Source organism: Pseudomonas sp. P42 (assembly GCF_017973755.1).
Taxonomy (GTDB): Bacteria; Pseudomonadota; Gammaproteobacteria; order Pseudomonadales; family Pseudomonadaceae; genus Aquipseudomonas; species Aquipseudomonas iridis.
The window spans coordinates 223,328-237,789 of the sequence record NZ_JACOPU010000008.1; the positions used below are offsets into that span (position 1 = coordinate 223,328).

The 14,462-nt window shown below is 58.2% G+C and carries 15 protein-coding genes; 8 read left to right on the top strand and 7 right to left on the bottom strand.

Going from position 1 to position 14,462, the window contains the following annotated elements:
- Positions 1-60 precede the first annotated feature (60 nt).
- The 3 genes from H8B20_RS25150 to H8B20_RS25160 all read right to left on the bottom strand — a co-directional run bounded on the left by H8B20_RS25150 (position 61) and on the right by H8B20_RS25160 (position 3,011).
- On the bottom strand, positions 61-417 hold the full coding sequence (locus H8B20_RS25150; RefSeq protein ID WP_042561161.1) for a hypothetical protein: 357 nt from the start codon (positions 415-417) through the stop codon (positions 61-63).
- Between the two features lie 155 nt (positions 418-572).
- On the bottom strand, positions 573-2,426 hold the full coding sequence (locus tag H8B20_RS25155) for an Lnb N-terminal periplasmic domain-containing protein (protein WP_210624917.1): 1,854 nt from the start codon (positions 2,424-2,426) through the stop codon (positions 573-575).
- Between the two features lie 96 nt (positions 2,427-2,522).
- A complete protein-coding gene (locus H8B20_RS25160) occupies positions 2,523-3,011 on the bottom strand; it encodes a DUF3015 domain-containing protein (RefSeq protein WP_042561159.1) in 489 nt (162 codons plus the stop codon).
- 277 nt (positions 3,012-3,288) lie between these two features.
- On the opposite strand from H8B20_RS25160, the gene H8B20_RS25165 reads away from it, so the two are divergent.
- Both H8B20_RS25165 and H8B20_RS25170 read left to right on the top strand, forming a co-directional pair.
- Entirely contained in the window at positions 3,289-5,727 is a 2,439-nt protein-coding gene (locus tag H8B20_RS25165; protein WP_047303324.1) for a Lon protease family protein, read from the top strand.
- A 324-nt stretch (positions 5,728-6,051) separates the two neighbouring features.
- Complete coding sequence (locus H8B20_RS25170; protein WP_042561157.1) at positions 6,052-6,372, top strand: PA4575 family protein; 321 nt, start codon at positions 6,052-6,054, stop codon at positions 6,370-6,372.
- Here H8B20_RS25170 and H8B20_RS25175 read toward each other — a convergent pair.
- Positions 6,369-8,198: a hypothetical protein gene (locus tag H8B20_RS25175; RefSeq protein ID WP_210624918.1), complete on the bottom strand. Its 1,830-nt coding sequence runs from the start codon at positions 8,196-8,198 to the stop codon at positions 6,369-6,371. The two genes, H8B20_RS25170 and H8B20_RS25175, sit on opposite strands and share 4 nt — an antisense overlap.
- 163 nt (positions 8,199-8,361) lie before the next feature.
- Here H8B20_RS25175 and H8B20_RS25180 point away from each other — a divergent pair, with 163 nt between their 5' ends.
- From H8B20_RS25180 to H8B20_RS25190, 3 genes are all read left to right on the top strand, one after another.
- Positions 8,362-8,850: a TIGR00645 family protein gene (locus H8B20_RS25180; protein WP_042561155.1), complete on the top strand. Its 489-nt coding sequence runs from the start codon at positions 8,362-8,364 to the stop codon at positions 8,848-8,850.
- Between the two features lie 131 nt (positions 8,851-8,981).
- Positions 8,982-9,287 (top strand): DUF6482 family protein, encoded by a 306-nt coding sequence (locus H8B20_RS25185; RefSeq protein WP_042561154.1) that lies wholly within the window; start codon positions 8,982-8,984, stop codon positions 9,285-9,287.
- A gap of 123 nt (positions 9,288-9,410) precedes the next feature.
- Positions 9,411-10,028: a BamJ family beta-barrel-assembly machinery protein gene (locus tag H8B20_RS25190; protein WP_042561153.1), complete on the top strand. Its 618-nt coding sequence runs from the start codon at positions 9,411-9,413 to the stop codon at positions 10,026-10,028.
- 130 nt (positions 10,029-10,158) lie between these two features.
- On the opposite strand, the gene H8B20_RS25195 is transcribed toward H8B20_RS25190, so the two are convergent.
- The 3 genes from H8B20_RS25195 to H8B20_RS25205 all read right to left on the bottom strand — a co-directional run bounded on the left by H8B20_RS25195 (position 10,159) and on the right by H8B20_RS25205 (position 12,077).
- Positions 10,159-10,416 carry a PA4570 family protein gene (locus H8B20_RS25195; RefSeq protein WP_150602192.1) on the bottom strand — a complete coding sequence of 86 codons (258 nt, stop codon included), beginning with the start codon at positions 10,414-10,416 and terminating at the stop codon, positions 10,159-10,161.
- A 206-nt stretch (positions 10,417-10,622) separates the two neighbouring features.
- On the bottom strand, positions 10,623-10,964 hold the full coding sequence (locus H8B20_RS25200; RefSeq protein ID WP_042561151.1) for a zinc ribbon domain-containing protein YjdM: 342 nt from the start codon (positions 10,962-10,964) through the stop codon (positions 10,623-10,625).
- 144 nt (positions 10,965-11,108) lie between these two features.
- Positions 11,109-12,077: a polyprenyl synthetase family protein gene (locus H8B20_RS25205; protein WP_007909817.1), complete on the bottom strand. Its 969-nt coding sequence runs from the start codon at positions 12,075-12,077 to the stop codon at positions 11,109-11,111.
- A 240-nt stretch (positions 12,078-12,317) separates the two neighbouring features.
- Here H8B20_RS25205 and rplU point away from each other — a divergent pair, with 240 nt between their 5' ends.
- The 3 genes from rplU (at position 12,318) to cgtA (ending at position 14,342) form a co-directional block, all read left to right on the top strand.
- Positions 12,318-12,632, top strand: coding sequence for a 50S ribosomal protein L21 (gene rplU / locus H8B20_RS25210; protein WP_003230856.1), 315 nt, complete (start codon positions 12,318-12,320; stop codon positions 12,630-12,632).
- A gap of 35 nt (positions 12,633-12,667) precedes the next feature.
- Positions 12,668-12,925 carry a 50S ribosomal protein L27 gene (gene rpmA, locus H8B20_RS25215; protein WP_003176049.1) on the top strand — a complete coding sequence of 86 codons (258 nt, stop codon included), beginning with the start codon at positions 12,668-12,670 and terminating at the stop codon, positions 12,923-12,925.
- A gap of 193 nt (positions 12,926-13,118) precedes the next feature.
- Positions 13,119-14,342 (top strand): Obg family GTPase CgtA, encoded by a 1,224-nt coding sequence (gene cgtA / locus H8B20_RS25220; protein ID WP_115146542.1) that lies wholly within the window; start codon positions 13,119-13,121, stop codon positions 14,340-14,342.
- Positions 14,343-14,462: the final 120 nt, after the last annotated feature.

Here is a 14,462-nt window from a genome sequence, read left to right on the forward strand (position 1 = left end):
CCGTTAATGGGTTGGGCCATGCTCGCAGGGATTTGGTTTCATCGGATGTCTGCAAACGACCTATTGCGAGCGATAGGCCCGCGCGGCGCCCTGATCCTTCTGCTGCTGCCAGGCGCGCTCGCGCTCGTCCCAGTGCTCGTTGCGATAGTCGTTGCGATCCTTGTTTTCCAGCATCGCCTGACACTGGCGGAAACCGTCGGTCCAGCCCTCGGCGTATTGCTTGTCCTTGAGATAGCGCGGCACATTCTTGCGAAACTCGCCGCTGATCGATCCGGCGGCTTGTCGGCCGCTGACGCAACCGTCATCAAACCCGTCGGCAAAGGCCGGTGGATAACCCTTGGCGATCAAATCCTCGTGAGTGGTCTGGCAACCGCTCAGCAATAACAAAACACCCAGCGAAACCACACACCGCCACATCGCACTCTCCCGAGCCGTCACACGGCTTATGGGGTGAGTCTAGAAGGGGATTCGTTGATGGGGTGTGAAAGAAAGATCAAAAGATCGCAGCCTGCGGCAGCTCCTACACTTGGAATGCATTTGCCCCTGTAGGAGCTGCCGCAGGCTGCGATCTTTTAGTAGTGATACCACTTCACCTCAAGCATCACCTCTGTCTCAGGTGTTGCCACATGACTGAACTCGCGCTGCGCACTCAGGCGTAAACCCAGGTTACGCGACAGCTCCCACTGCTGATTCAGGCTGAGGCTGCGACGCACTTCGCCATTGATGAAGTAATCACCCTTGGCCTCCAGGCTCAGGTTGCCCAGCGGGTTTTTCCACAGTACGCCGGTATTGAAACCGCCGGCGGGGGAAACGAACTCGGCGAAGTCATTGTTGTGTTCGACGCGCACCGTGCCGAGGGCAAAACCGAGCACATCTTCACCCAATTGCCACGTACCGCCACCGCCGCCATTGACGTGGCTGACCAGGGTTTCGTCATCATGCTTGCCCGGCACGCGCTCAAGTCCGCCCGTGACTTGCCACGACAGCGGCTGCAGCAACTCGTTACGTGGCGTCAGTGAGCGAATGGTCGCCAGATCCAGTTGCTGGAACTGCCAGTGATTGCCTTCGTACTGGCGCAGCTTCATCTGCAGGATTTCGATTTGCGCACCGAGCGGGAAACTTTCGGCGTTGTCGTTGAGGTCGTGATACGCCATGCGCAAGCCGTACTCGGCGAACGCACGGTCGCCGCGAGTACCGAGGCCGGCCTGCCAGGTGCGCGACTCGTGGCCATCCTCCGGCAGACCGGGACGAGGAATTTCCAGCTCCGGTGCCGGGTTCTTGTTGATCGCCCGAAGCAGTTCAAAGCTGCGCTGCGCCCGTTGCGGATCACGTTCCTGACCGTTGGCGCGGTAGCGCTCCAGTCGATACGCGGCGTCGATGATCAGCGCTTGCCGGGCGCGGGGCAGGGCCTTGAAGGCCGGTTCCTGCAACACCTGCTGCTCGGCGCTGACTTTCAGCACCCATTGCTGTTCTTCGTCAGTCAACGGTTCGGCGCGGCTGAGCAATTCGCGTTCACGGGACGGGCGGTATTCGATGCTTTCTACCAGACCCGCTTCTTTAACGGCTTTGACCGTGTCAGTAGGGATTGCGGTCAGCGGGAATTGTTCGGTCAGGCGCAGGCTCGGCCGGGCCACTTGCAGCAGTTCGAGCAGACGGTAGGAGCAGTTTTCGTCGAAGAAGAAATAGTCGAACTGGATCTGCTTCAACTCCCACACATGCTCGACCATGCGCGCGGTTTCTTCTTGCGTCAGGTTGAGCCGGTACTCCCACAAGTCGCGGTTTTCCAGGCTGCGGTATTCGGAGAGTTTTTCCTGATACGGCACCAGCGCAAACAGCCCCGGATAGCCGCCCATCAAGCCTTTCCAGGCGTAAAGAATGCTGTTGTCCGAACCTTCGATGTAGGCGCCGAAGTTGATCGCGTAACTGAGCAGCGAGGTCTTGTCGCTTTGCACGTCAGCCTGATCGATACGCAGCAGGGTGTGGCCGAACATCGACGACGGGCTGTTGAGATACGCTGCCGGGAAGATCATCACCGCGCTGTGCGGCGAGACGTCCTTGAACCACTTTTTGTATTCGGCGCACGCCGGCATCGGCAGGTCGCTCAGGTTGAGCTGCGTTTTCAACCAACGGGTGCGGGCCGGATAAACGCATTGCGCGTGCTGCTCACCGAGACTGGCCGGGGCGTACAACGCTTGCACGGTGGCGGCCAGCTCACGGTCGGGGTGTTCATTGCCATCGGGCGCGAGAAAGAATTTCTTGTCGCTGACATAGCTGCGCCAGCCGCCAAGCTTGGCGGTTTCGTAATGACCGAGGGAAATCCAGAAACGGTCATTGGCCAGTTGCTGCAAACGTTGAGGGTCGATGTTTGGCGCGGCGGACAGCGGGGCGCAGACACAGAGCGCCAGCCAGGCAAGACGTTTGAGCATAGTCGGCAACTTAAACAGGAAAAAAACAAAAGCCCAAGGAGGGACGGGCCGAAAAAATAAAAACCCGCTCCCCGAAGGAAGCGGGCAGGGTCGAGCTTAAGCCTGCGTTGCGTACTTGGCCAGACGTGGGTCTGATTTCAGCACGGACAGGGTGTTGGTATGCACGTCTTCAGCGGTCACGTCAGCCTTGCTGAAGATCTGCTGGAAGTGCTCGTGAGTCACCGCAGCGAAGTGCGCACGGTCTTCCGGCGCCACGCCCAGTACCACGGCATAGGTCGTCAGCGCTTCGCCGTTGCCCTTGGCCATGTCTTCAGACAGCTCGTTCATCATGCCATTCATGGCAAACCAGGATTTGCCGCCATAGGTCAGCGACGCGTTGGTCGAGCAACCGTTGGTGCCGGAGGTCATACCAAACGTGGCGTTACCGGAAGTGCCGTTGGTGGTGGATGCCAGGAAGTGAGCCGGGGTGCCACGCTGACCTTCGAACAGCATGTTGCCCCAACCGCAATCCGGGCCGCCTGGAGCTTGCGCCATTGCGTTGATGGATACAGCGGTGAAGAGAGTACCGAGAAGAATCCGTTTCATAGCTTTTATCTCTTTATGTGCATACCAATGGACAGGGTTCTGGCTCCTGACGGTGCCAGTGGGCCGGTATTAGTTCCAGCCGCGCAGTTTGGAGTTTAGGCACGTTCCTGGGGTTCCGTGAGTTTTTGCAAAATATTTGGAATAAACCCCGGTTTCAAGGGGGCGGGTCACGGGACGGGCGTTTGTCTATGCTTTGTCACATGGCGCGCCTTGCCAGTGGGGTACAGGCAGCGCCAGAATGCCGCTATCTGCCCCGCCTGATTGTTAAGGAAGCCCGATGCCTGATCCTGTTGCTGCCAGCTTGCGTCTAGCGCCCGAAGCGCTGACCCGTCCGTTTTCCGCTGAACAGTTCAGCTTCACTACCACCAATGATCTGGAGCCCTTTCGCGGTGTGCTCGGCCAGGAACGTGCGGTCGAAGCCTTGCAGTTCGGTGTGGCCATGCCACGCCCCGGTTACAACGTCTTTGTCATGGGCGAGCCCGGTACCGGTCGCTTCTCGTTCGTCAAACGCTACCTGAAGGCCGAAGGCAAGCGCCTGCAGACCCCGGCGGACTGGGTCTATGTGAATAATTTCGATGAACCGCGCGAACCGCGCGCACTGGAGTTGCCATCGGGCACTGCCGGCGCGTTCATCGGTGACATCAACGGCTTGATCGACAACCTGCTGGCGACTTTTCCGGCGGTCTTCGAGCACCCGTCCTACCAGCAAAAGAAAAGCGCCATCGACCGCGCCTTCAACCAGCGCTACGACAAGGCCCTCGACATCATCGAGCGTCTGGCCCTGGAAAAAGACGTTGCCTTGTATCGCGACAGCAGCAACATCGCCTTCACACCGATGCTCGACGGCAAAGCGCTGGATGAAGCTGAATTCGCCCAGTTGCCGGAAGCCGATCGCGAGCGTTTCCACGAAGACATTTCCGGTCTCGAAGAGCGCCTGAACGAAGAACTCGCCAGCCTGCCGCAGTGGAAGCGCGAGTCGAACAATCAGCTGCGTTCGCTCAATGAAGAAACCATCACCCTGGCCTTGCAGCCATTGCTGTCGCCGTTGTCCGAGAAGTACGCGGAGAACGCAGCGGTCTGCGGTTACCTGCAAGCGATGCAGGTGTACCTGCTGAAAACCGTGGTCGAGCAACTGGTCGACGACAGCAAGACCGACGCCGTCGCCCGCAAACTGCTGGAAGAACAATACGCGCCGAGTCTGGTGGTCGGTCATCCGGTCAGCGGTGGCGCGCCGGTGGTTTTCGAACCGCACCCGACGTACGAAAACCTGTTCGGTCGCATCGAGTACACCACTGATCAAGGCGCGCTTTACACCACCTATCGCCAGTTGCGTCCGGGTGCCTTGCACCGCGCCAACGGTGGTTTCCTGATTCTTGAAGCGGAAAAAATGCTCAGCGAGCCGTTCGTGTGGGATGCGCTCAAACGCGCCCTGCAATCGCGCAAGCTGAAAATGGAATCGCCGCTGGGCGAGATGGGCCGCTTCGCCACCGTGACCCTCAACCCGCAGCACATCCCGTTGCAGGTCAAAGTCATCATCATCGGCGCGCGGTCGCTGTACTACACGCTGCAGGACCTTGATCCGGACTTCCAGGAGATGTTCCGCGTTCTGGTCGACTTCGATGAAGACATCCCGATGGTCGACGAAAGCCTGGAGCAATTCGCCCAGCTGCTGAAAACCCGTACTTCGGAAGAAGGCATGGCGCCGCTGACGGCCGATGCGGTCGCGCGTCTGGCAACTTACAGTGCACGTCTGGCCGAACACCAGGGACGTTTGTCGGCGCGCATCGGTGATCTGTTCCAACTGGTCAGCGAGGCTGATTTCATCCGGCATCTGGCCGGTGATGAAATGACCGATGCCGGTCACATCGAGCGCGCCCTGAAAGCCAAGGCCACCCGCACCGGGCGCGTGTCGGCGCGGATTCTCGATGACATGCTCGCCGGGATCATCCTGATCGACACCGATGGCGCGGCGGTCGGCAAGTGCAACGGGCTGACCGTGCTTGAAGTCGGTGACTCGGCATTCGGTGTGCCGGCGCGGATTTCCGCCACGGTGTACCCGGGCGGCAGCGGTATCGTCGACATCGAGCGTGAGGTCAACCTTGGTCAGCCGATCCACTCCAAAGGCGTGATGATCCTCACCGGGTATCTGGGCAGCCGTTACGCCCAGGAATTCCCGCTGGCGATTTCCGCGAGCATCGCACTGGAGCAATCCTATGGTTACGTCGACGGCGACAGTGCGTCGCTGGGCGAGGCGTGCACGCTGATTTCGGCGTTGTCGAAAACCCCGCTCAAGCAATGCTTCGCGATCACCGGTTCGATCAACCAGTTCGGTGAAGTGCAGGCGGTGGGCGGGGTCAACGAGAAGATCGAAGGCTTCTTCCGCCTCTGCGAAGCGCGCGGCCTGACCGGCGAGCAGGGCGCGATCATTCCGCAGGCCAACGTCGCTACGTTGATGCTCGATGAGAAAGTGCTGGCGGCAGTGCGCGCAGGGCAATTCCACGTGTACGCGGTGCGTCAGGCCGACGAAGCGTTGAGCCTGCTGGTCGGTGAACCGGCCGGTGAGCCGAATGCCGATGGTGAATTCCCTGAGGGCAGCATCAATGCGCGAGTGGTGGAACGCCTGCGCGATATTGCCGAGATGATCAGCGAAGACGACCTCAAGGAAGCCGAGAAGGAATTGGCGCAGGAGGCATTGGTAGAAGCCAAACCTGCCTGAGCCTTCATGCAGTAAATCTGTGGGAGCGAGCCTGCTCGCGAAAGCGCTGTATCAGACGACGATTAAGTTGCCTGACACTTCGCATTCGCGAGCGGGCTCGCTCCCACAGTGTTTTTCCAGATTGATTTTTGCGCTGATCTTCGTGAAAAGTGCCATCACTCTGACGCCAATATTCACACAATGACCATTCGGCGCATTCTGGTTTCATAAGGCTTGCGCGGCGGACTTTTCTTCTATTCTCAGCTCAAGGATATCGACAGTATCACTGGATCGAGCCAGTCCTCCCGAGAGGGCTGAATACCGGCTTCACCGAGGGTCGCCGCCATGTCGCGCAACCTCTGCCTCACCCGTCAATGCCTGGGTCTCGTGACCCGTATCGAATGTGCCATCAAACCGTTGGCCGGCGATAACGGCATGTGGACGCTGCTCTTCGCTGCCGGCATGGCCGGCGAACAACCTTCCGCCATCAAAGCCCAGGGTCCGTTCCACGGCCCGATTGCCGCCGAGTCGATTCTCGACACCATCGTTGAAAGTCTGACGTTGCATGGCTATGAACTGGCCGACGACCCGCAGATCTGGAGCCTGCACCTGCAGGCCCAGCTTCGGCAGATCAACGGCGGGCGCGGCCGTAGCCTCAACGGTTAGGGCGCGGTGTCAGGCATCTGCGCCTTGTCGAGCTTGACCTCAAAGCCGTATTGCACGGTGGAGAGGTTGGTTCGCTGATAGGTTTCCACGTGGGTAGGACGGCCATAGAAGTAGTGCACGCCAAACAGCGCCGGGCCTTCTGCGCTCGCATCGTGGCTGACCGAGAGAATCTGCTTGAGGTATTTGCCGCTGTCGTCCTTGACGAAGAACCGCCATTCATCGGCAGGAAATAGCTTCAAGTCGACCACCAGCGTGTTGTTCCTGATCTCCAGACCTTTGGGCAAAGACTTGGCGTCGTAGGTTTTTTTCTCGACCGAGGCTAGAAACAGCGGCATTGAGCCGACGGCAATCGCCGGCGTATCCGGGAACAGGTTCAAATCGTAGGTGATCGTCGCTCGCAGTGGATCGACCTGATAAGCCTCGGGCGGTAACTCGATCGGTTCATCGAGTTTGCCGCTGCGCTTTTCGGTGAAGAACGTCACCGGGCTGACCCCAGGGCTGAAGTCGTCCCCGAGCAGTTCGTCGTTGAAGGTGCGGCGGTGAGAAAACTCGATGCGCGCAGCGCTCGAGTCCTCCACCGATTGTTGAATACGCACGCCTGCCTTCAACTGATCCTCGGTCAGGCTCGCGCCTTTGAGCCAGTTCGCGGCCAGATCGTCATACACCACAATCGGCAAGTCCAATGGCTGGATTGTTTTTTCCATAGTGTGTGGGCTGAAGGTGCGAATTGGCAGATCCAGCGCTTTGCGTGTCACGGTTACCGAGGAAAAATCCAGCAGGCTGACTTCCAGCGTCTCGATCGGGCCATTGAAGTAGACCTTGTTGTAGCGGCGCGGGTGTTGTTGCTCGAACGCCAGTTGGTCGGCACTGAGCTGCTTTTCCAGCGCGTCGCTCCAGGTTTTTTGCTGTTGCAGGTGCGTCAGTTGCTTTTGGTAAAAGTTAACCTGCTCAGGACTTTCGTTGATCGAACCGGCACGCACCAGGTATTGACCAGTGCCATCACGTGCTTGAACGATCAGCGGATTGAGCTGGGCGTCAGCGACTTCCGGGGCCAGGGGCAGGTTGTTGCTGAATTCGACTTCGGCGTAGTTCTTTTCAAGCTTGAGCAGTTTGACGCTGAGATTGTCGTTGGTGCGGGTCTGACCGACATCTTTCTGCGTCAGGTCGAAACTGTACAAGCGGCGCGGCGCGATGACTTCGACCTGGCCTTGCAGGCTCACCGGTTGCGGCAAGGTTTTTTTGTCCACCCCAAGACCATCGATGAACGGGTAGGTCACGGTCAGGTCATCGGGATTGGTAACGTTGGAGCTGGACGGGCTGAGCTGGATGCCCGGATCGGTTTCCGACCATTCCGGCTGATAAGCAATGACGCGCTTGTTGCTCAACGTTACCGACTGCCATTCCACGCCATGCGGGAACAGGAAACCACCGGGGATGTTCAGGTTGAAAGGAAAAACCGGTTGCAGATCGGTGAGGTAATCGGAGCTGGCATCTTTGTGCAGCACGAACAGACCCTTGATGAACGTATCAACCAGCGCTTGCGGGGTAGGGTAGTGCTTGAGCACGCCGAGGGCGTCTTCGCCGTATTCGGTTTGTGCCGGATTGCTGTCGAGCTTGAGCTGTGCGCGTTCGAGCAACAGCAGCGAACCGCCGAGTTCGGTGACGGCGTCCTTGAGCTTCGGATCGGTGATGGCGTCCAGTGACTGTTCGAATTTTGCGGTTTTTTCTTCAAGGCTGACGGTGCGCTTTTCGTCACCTTGCGAGCAGCCGCCAAGGAGCAGGGTGAAGCAAATTCCGGCAATCGTTATCGGCAATCGCACATCCATTTCCACTTTTCCTGTCCGCTTTCGCTGGGCCGTCAATGGTTTGGACACTAGCAGAAAAAAATGCCGCACAGGCGCGCGGGTCGCGGATTTTCAGGCGGTTTCTGGCTGTCACAGCGGGCTGGTATACTCGCCACCCATTACAACCCCCCTTGTGTGAGATTCAATGGAACGCTTTATCGAAAATGCAATGTATGCCACGCGCTGGCTGCTGGCGCCGATCTACATCGGGCTGTCTCTCGGACTCCTGGCGTTGGCACTGAAATTTTTCCAGGAAGTTTTCCACATCCTCCCCAACGTCTTCTCGATGGCCGAGTCGGATCTGATTCTGGTCCTGCTGTCGCTGATCGACATGGCGCTGGTCGGCGGCCTGCTGGTGATGGTGATGATTTCCGGCTACGAGAACTTCGTCTCGCAACTGGACATCGACGAGGGCAAAGAGAAGCTCAGCTGGCTGGGCACCATGGACTCCTCGTCGCTGAAGATGAAAGTGGCAGCCTCGATCGTGGCGATTTCCTCGATCCACTTGCTGCGCATTTTCATGGACGCCAAGAACGTCGATCCCGAGCACCTGATGTGGTACGTGATCATCCACATGACGTTTGTGATTTCGGCATTTGCCATGGGTTATCTGGATAAGCTCACCAAGCACTGATCAGTCCTTGACTGCAACAAAACCGCCCGTCTGTTGCGAAACAGACGGGCGGTGTCGTTTGTGGCTTGTGCTTTTTTGCCCGCAGGCATATCCCTGTAGACCTACTGGCTCGCCCTGCGTGAGGTGTGTTCATGAACCTGCAAGAGTTGAACGCGTATGCCATCGCCGGCAAGGTCGATGAGCTGAACCTGATCTCCATGGAAGGTGGCATTTACCTGCTCGAAGCGCGTATGCGTGGAGCGGCGTATCCGCTCAGCAATCCGCAAGGGCAGATGTTGACGCTACGCTCGGTCGAACATGCCCGGGATGTGCTGCATAGCTTCCCGGTGTTGCCATTCAACCTCGTACACACCTCGGTACATGATGAAATGTGTGGCCTCGGCGCCAGTGGCGAGGAAAGTCTGAAAGTGCCGCTCGCCTGGCGGTCCGCACTGTAGACCCGGCGCCCCAAACGCCAAGGCATCTGTGCTAGTCTGCTCGCCCTTTTGGTTCCGGGCGCGCCGGGACGCGCTGTGTACGCACGGCACGTCTGTTGGTCGTCCGCACAGCGGAGCAGTGTCATGTCCGAAGTAAATCTGTCCACCGACGAAACTCGCGTCAGCTACGGTATCGGCCGTCAGCTGGGTGACCAGCTGCGCGACAACCCGCCACCAGGTGTCAGCCTTGACGCCATTCTGGCCGGTCTGACCGACGCTTTCGCCGGTAAGGAAAGCCGTGTGGGTCAGGAAGAAATGTCCGCCAGCTTCAAAGTGATCCGCGAGATCATGCAAGCCGAAGCAGCTGCCAAGGCTGAAGCAGCGGCTGGCGAAGGTCTGGCATTCCTGGCTGAAAACGCCAAGCGTGACGGCATCACCACTCTGGCTTCCGGCCTGCAATTCGAAGTGCTGACGCAGGGCGAAGGCGCCAAGCCAAGCCGTGAAGATCAAGTGCGTACTCACTACCACGGCACCCTGATCGACGGCACTGTGTTCGACAGCTCCTACGAGCGTGGCCAGCCAGCAGAATTCCCGGTTGGCGGCGTAATCGCCGGCTGGACCGAAGCCCTGCAACTGATGAATGCCGGCAGCAAATGGCGCCTGTACGTGCCGAGCGAACTGGCTTACGGCGCTCAAGGCGTCGGCAGCATCCCGCCGCACAGCGTTCTGGTATTCGACGTCGAGCTGCTGGACGTTCTGTAAGACCTGGCCTGTCTGCATGACAGGCTAATGTGGGAGCCAGTCTGCTGGCGAAAGGGTCGAGCGGTTTTTGTTCAAGATAGCTTTGATGCCATCGCCAGCAGGCTGGCTCCCACAGTTTTTTCCATGACTTTCATAGTTCTATCTTGTGATGCAGTTCATTCGTCGGGCGCAAGGCCCGGGCGTAGCAGAACAGGAACAGATTGCGCACCAGCTCCTTGAGCACCAGCGGCTCGCTGGAATTCAGGCTGCTCACATCCAGATCACCCTGATCCTGCAGCTCATGCAGGGCTTCTTCTTCAAGCACCGCACAGACTTCCCCGGTTTCACGATGCAAGATCCTGAGGTAGGGGTGTGGGCGATCCAGCCAGGCGTCGATCAAATAAGTCATGGTTCTCATCTCCATTGAAAGGGTTTCAATGAGAATAATTCTTATTCATCAAATAGCAAGCGCCTATTGGCGGATTGTAGATTTTTCAGGGTAAAGATTGCGTAAGGTCAAAACGGCTGGCGTTTGGCTATTGCGTGGATGTAACGAGGGAGCTGGGGAGTGTGAAGCTCCATCCCACGGCGGGCGTGGGATGGATGACAGCAGGTTCAGACTTTTCTGACGAACTCGGATTTGAGCTTCATCGGGCCTATGCCGTCGATCTTGCAGTCGATGTCGTGGTCGCCATCGCACAGACGGATGTTCTTGACCTTGGTGCCGACCTTGACCACCAGCGACGTGCCTTTGACCTTGAGGTCCTTGATCACTGTGATGGTGTCGCCGTCCTGCAGGACGTTGCCGACCGAATCTTTCTTCACCGCATCATCGGAGGCTGCTTCGGCTTCGCCATTGGCAGACCACTCGTGGGCGCACTCCGGGCACACCAGTTGGGTGCCGTCTTCGTAGCTGTATTCGGAATTGCATTTCGGGCAGGGTGGCAACGTGCTCACTAGGGCTCCTTGAGAGTGGGTCGCTAAAAGTCGCACATTGTATAGGGTTTCTCCGCTGATGGCGCCAAAAGCAAAAAATCGCAGCTCCGACAGCCCTGTAGGAGCTGCCGAAAGCTGCGATTTTTTGATTTTTTTTCAGCTATTTCAGTGTGTGCGGGCGACCGCAAACTCACTCAATTCAACCAATGCATCACGGTATTCGCTGGCCGGCAGCGCTTCGAGGCACTTGATCGCACGGGCCACATAATCGCGAGCCAATTGCGCGGTGTACTCAAGCGAACCGGAAGCTTCCACGGCGATGCGGATGCTTTCCAGGTCTTCGATCCCGCCTTTCTGGATCGCCTGACGCACCAGTGCAGCCTGTTCAGGCGTGCCTTCGCGCATGGTGTAGATCAGCGGCAGGGTCGGCTTGCCTTCGGCCAGATCGTCACCGACGTTCTTGCCCAGGGTTTCAGCGTCGCCCTTGTAGTCGAGCAGATCGTCGACCAATTGGAATGCCACGCCCAGGTGATCGCCAAAGGTGCGCAGGGCTTCGCTCTGCTCGGCGGTTGCACCGGCCAGCGCGGCGGCGCTGTGGGTCGAGGCTTCGAAGAGCATCGCGGTCTTGCCGCGGATGACTTCCATGTAGGTTTCTTCGGTGGTGCTCGCGTCACGGACCTTGGACAGTTGCAGCACTTCGCCTTCAGCGATGATGCGCGTGGCCTGCGAGAGAATCTTCATCACCGGCATCGAGCCCAGTTCGACCATCATTTCGAACGAGCGCGAGTACAGGAAATCGCCCACCAGTACACTTGGTGCGTTGCCCCACATGGCGTTGGCAGTCGAACGGCCACGGCGCATGCCGGACATGTCGACCACGTCGTCATGCAGCAAAGTCGCGGTGTGCAGGAATTCGATGGTGGCGGCGAGCAGGCGCATGTCATCGCCTTCGCGACCCAAGGCCTTGCCACACAGCAACACTAATAAAGGACGCAGGCGTTTGCCGCCGGCCGAGGTGATGTAATCGCCGATTTTCGATACCAGCGGCACTCGGGAAGTCAGCTGCTTCTTGATGATGCCGTCGACGGCGCTAAAATCGTCCGCCACCGCGCGGTAGAAAGCTTGGGGTTGCATCAGCGAGAGTCGCTCCAGAAGGGTTGCGCGGCATGCTAGGACCCCCGTCCAGACCTGTCAAGGCGCGATGGACGGCTACTTGCAAGCCTGCGATAGCTTGCGTACAATCGCGCACCCTGAACTTCCTGGGCAGCACCTGCCTTACGCAATTGCTAGCGGGCCTTCCAGCCCCATGCAGCCATGCCAGCCAATACCTCTTCTTATAAAGAGCTGGGTGAGCAGGATTATCGGAGAAACACCATGTCTTATGCAGTAATCGTTACTGGCGGCAAGCAGTACAAAGTCGCCCCAGGTGAATACCTGAAGATCGAAAAACTGGAAATCGCTACCGGCGAATCCGTTACCTTTGATCGCGTTCTGTTGGTTGCCAATGGCGACGACGTAAACATCGGCGCTCCAGTTGTTGCTGGCGCTACTGTTGTGGCTGAAGTGATCTCCCAAGGTCGTCACGATAAAATCCGCATCATCAAGTTCCGTCGTCGTAAGCACCACATGAAGCGTATGGGCCACCGCCAGTGGTACACCGAGATCAAAATCACCGGTATTCAGGCTTAATTTCAGCCTAATTCCTCACTAGGAGAATTGAACTCATGGCACACAAAAAAGCTGGTGGTAGTACCCGTAACGGTCGCGACTCAGAAGCCAAACGCCTTGGCGTGAAGATGTATGGCGGCCAGAAGATCATTCCGGGCAACATCATCGTGCGTCAGCGCGGCACCCAATTCCACGCTGGTTACGGCGTTGGCATGGGTAAAGATCACACCCTCTTCGCGAAAATCGAAGGCGTGATCAAGTTTGAAGTAAAAGGCGCGTTCAACCGCCGTTACGTGAGCGTTGTCGCGGCTTAATCGCGAGATCGCTGGAAGAGCCCTGTCTTGCGACGGGGCTTTTTCGTTTGTGGGGTGAGTCTCTTGCAAAACTGTTTGTATGGGCTGTCGGCGTGCGATACAGGTCGTGTTTTGGGGTCGCTGCGCTCATTTTTGCAAGAGTCTTATGTCTTGATTGTTTTTCGGCTCGTCCGTATGGCGAGAGGCGTTGGTTATGAAGTTTGTTGATGAAGTATCGATTCGAGTAAAAGCTGGTGATGGCGGCAATGGCGCCATGAGTTTCCGTCGGGAAAAATTCATCGAGAACGGTGGCCCGAACGGTGGTGATGGCGGTGACGGCGGTTCCATCTACATGATGGCCGACGAAAACCTCAACACCCTGGTCGACTACCGTTACACCCGGCACTTCGATGCCGAGCGTGGTTCCAACGGCGGCAGCACCGACTGCACCGGTAAAAAAGGTGAAGACCTGATCCTGCGCGTTCCAGTCGGCACCACCGTGATCGACTCCGCGACTCAGGAAGTCATCGGTGACCTGACCAAGGCTGGTCAGAAACTGATGGTAGTGCAGGGCGGCTGGCACGGTCTGGGTAACACCCGTTTCAAATCCAGTACCAACCGTGCGCCGCGCCAGACCACTCCGGGTAAGCCGGGTGAGCAGCGCGACCTGAAACTGGAAATGAAAGTGCTCGCCGACGTAGGTCTGCTGGGCTTGCCGAACGCCGGTAAAAGTACCTTTATCCGTTCGGTCTCGGCAGCCAAGCCGAAAGTTGCCGATTATCCGTTCACCACGCTGGTGCCAAACCTGGGCGTAGTCAGCGTCGATCGCTGGAAGAGCTTCGTCGTTGCCGATATTCCGGGCCTGATCGAAGGTGCTTCCGATGGCGCCGGCCTGGGTATCCGCTTCCTCAAGCACCTGGCGCGTACGCGTCTGCTGCTGCACCTCGTCGACATGGCGCCGCTGGATGACGCCAGCGCGCCGGATGCCGCTGAAGTGATCGTCAATGAGCTCATCAAGTTCAGCCCGTCCCTGGCTGAACGCGATCGTTGGTTGGTGCTGAACAAGTGCGACCAGATCCTTGAAGAAGAGCACGAGGAGCGCGTCAAGGAGATCGTTGATCGCCTGGAGTGGACTGGTCCGGTCTACGTGATCTCGGCCATCTCCAAGCTGGGTACCGAGCGTCTGTGCCACGACATCATGCGTTACATGGAAGATCGTGCCGACCGCCTGGCCAACGACCCTGCCTACAAGGAAGAGCTGGCAGATCTCGATCAGCGCATCGAAGACGAAGCGCGTGCGCAACTGCAGGCGCTGGATGACAAGCGTGCCCTGCGTCGCAGTGGCGTGAAGTCGGTCCACGACATCGGCGACGATGATTGGGACGAAGAAGATGTGGATGACGAAGACGGTCCGGAAATCATTTACGTGCGTGACTGATCCGTTGCGATAAACTTGAACGCCGCTCAATCGAGCGGCGTTTTAGTATCTGGAAATCAGTAGTTGGTCAGGAATAGCCACGATTAACGTCACGGGTGGTGCCAGGTCGCGCCGCCCTCA

What these genes read in the sequence shown, in the direction of transcription:
- H8B20_RS25150 (WP_042561161.1), bottom strand. Translation starts at nt 417, where the DNA reads ATGTGGCGGTGTGTGGTTTCGCTGGGTGTTTTGTTATTGCTGAGCGGT.
- H8B20_RS25155 (WP_210624917.1), bottom strand. Translation starts at nt 2,426, where the DNA reads ATGCTCAAACGTCTTGCCTGGCTGGCGCTCTGTGTCTGCGCCCCGCTG.
- H8B20_RS25160 (WP_042561159.1), bottom strand. Translation starts at nt 3,011, where the DNA reads ATGAAACGGATTCTTCTCGGTACTCTCTTCACCGCTGTATCCATCAAC.
- H8B20_RS25165 (WP_047303324.1), top strand. Translation starts at nt 3,289, where the DNA reads ATGCCTGATCCTGTTGCTGCCAGCTTGCGTCTAGCGCCCGAAGCGCTG.
- H8B20_RS25170 (WP_042561157.1), top strand. Translation starts at nt 6,052, where the DNA reads ATGTCGCGCAACCTCTGCCTCACCCGTCAATGCCTGGGTCTCGTGACC.
- H8B20_RS25175 (WP_210624918.1), bottom strand. Translation starts at nt 8,198, where the DNA reads ATGGATGTGCGATTGCCGATAACGATTGCCGGAATTTGCTTCACCCTG.
- H8B20_RS25180 (WP_042561155.1), top strand. Translation starts at nt 8,362, where the DNA reads ATGGAACGCTTTATCGAAAATGCAATGTATGCCACGCGCTGGCTGCTG.
- H8B20_RS25185 (WP_042561154.1), top strand. Translation starts at nt 8,982, where the DNA reads ATGAACCTGCAAGAGTTGAACGCGTATGCCATCGCCGGCAAGGTCGAT.
- H8B20_RS25190 (WP_042561153.1), top strand. Translation starts at nt 9,411, where the DNA reads ATGTCCGAAGTAAATCTGTCCACCGACGAAACTCGCGTCAGCTACGGT.
- H8B20_RS25195 (WP_150602192.1), bottom strand. Translation starts at nt 10,416, where the DNA reads ATGACTTATTTGATCGACGCCTGGCTGGATCGCCCACACCCCTACCTC.
- H8B20_RS25205 (WP_007909817.1), bottom strand. Translation starts at nt 12,077, where the DNA reads ATGCAACCCCAAGCTTTCTACCGCGCGGTGGCGGACGATTTTAGCGCC.
- rplU (WP_003230856.1), top strand. Translation starts at nt 12,318, where the DNA reads ATGTCTTATGCAGTAATCGTTACTGGCGGCAAGCAGTACAAAGTCGCC.
- rpmA (WP_003176049.1), top strand. Translation starts at nt 12,668, where the DNA reads ATGGCACACAAAAAAGCTGGTGGTAGTACCCGTAACGGTCGCGACTCA.
- cgtA (WP_115146542.1), top strand. Translation starts at nt 13,119, where the DNA reads ATGAAGTTTGTTGATGAAGTATCGATTCGAGTAAAAGCTGGTGATGGC.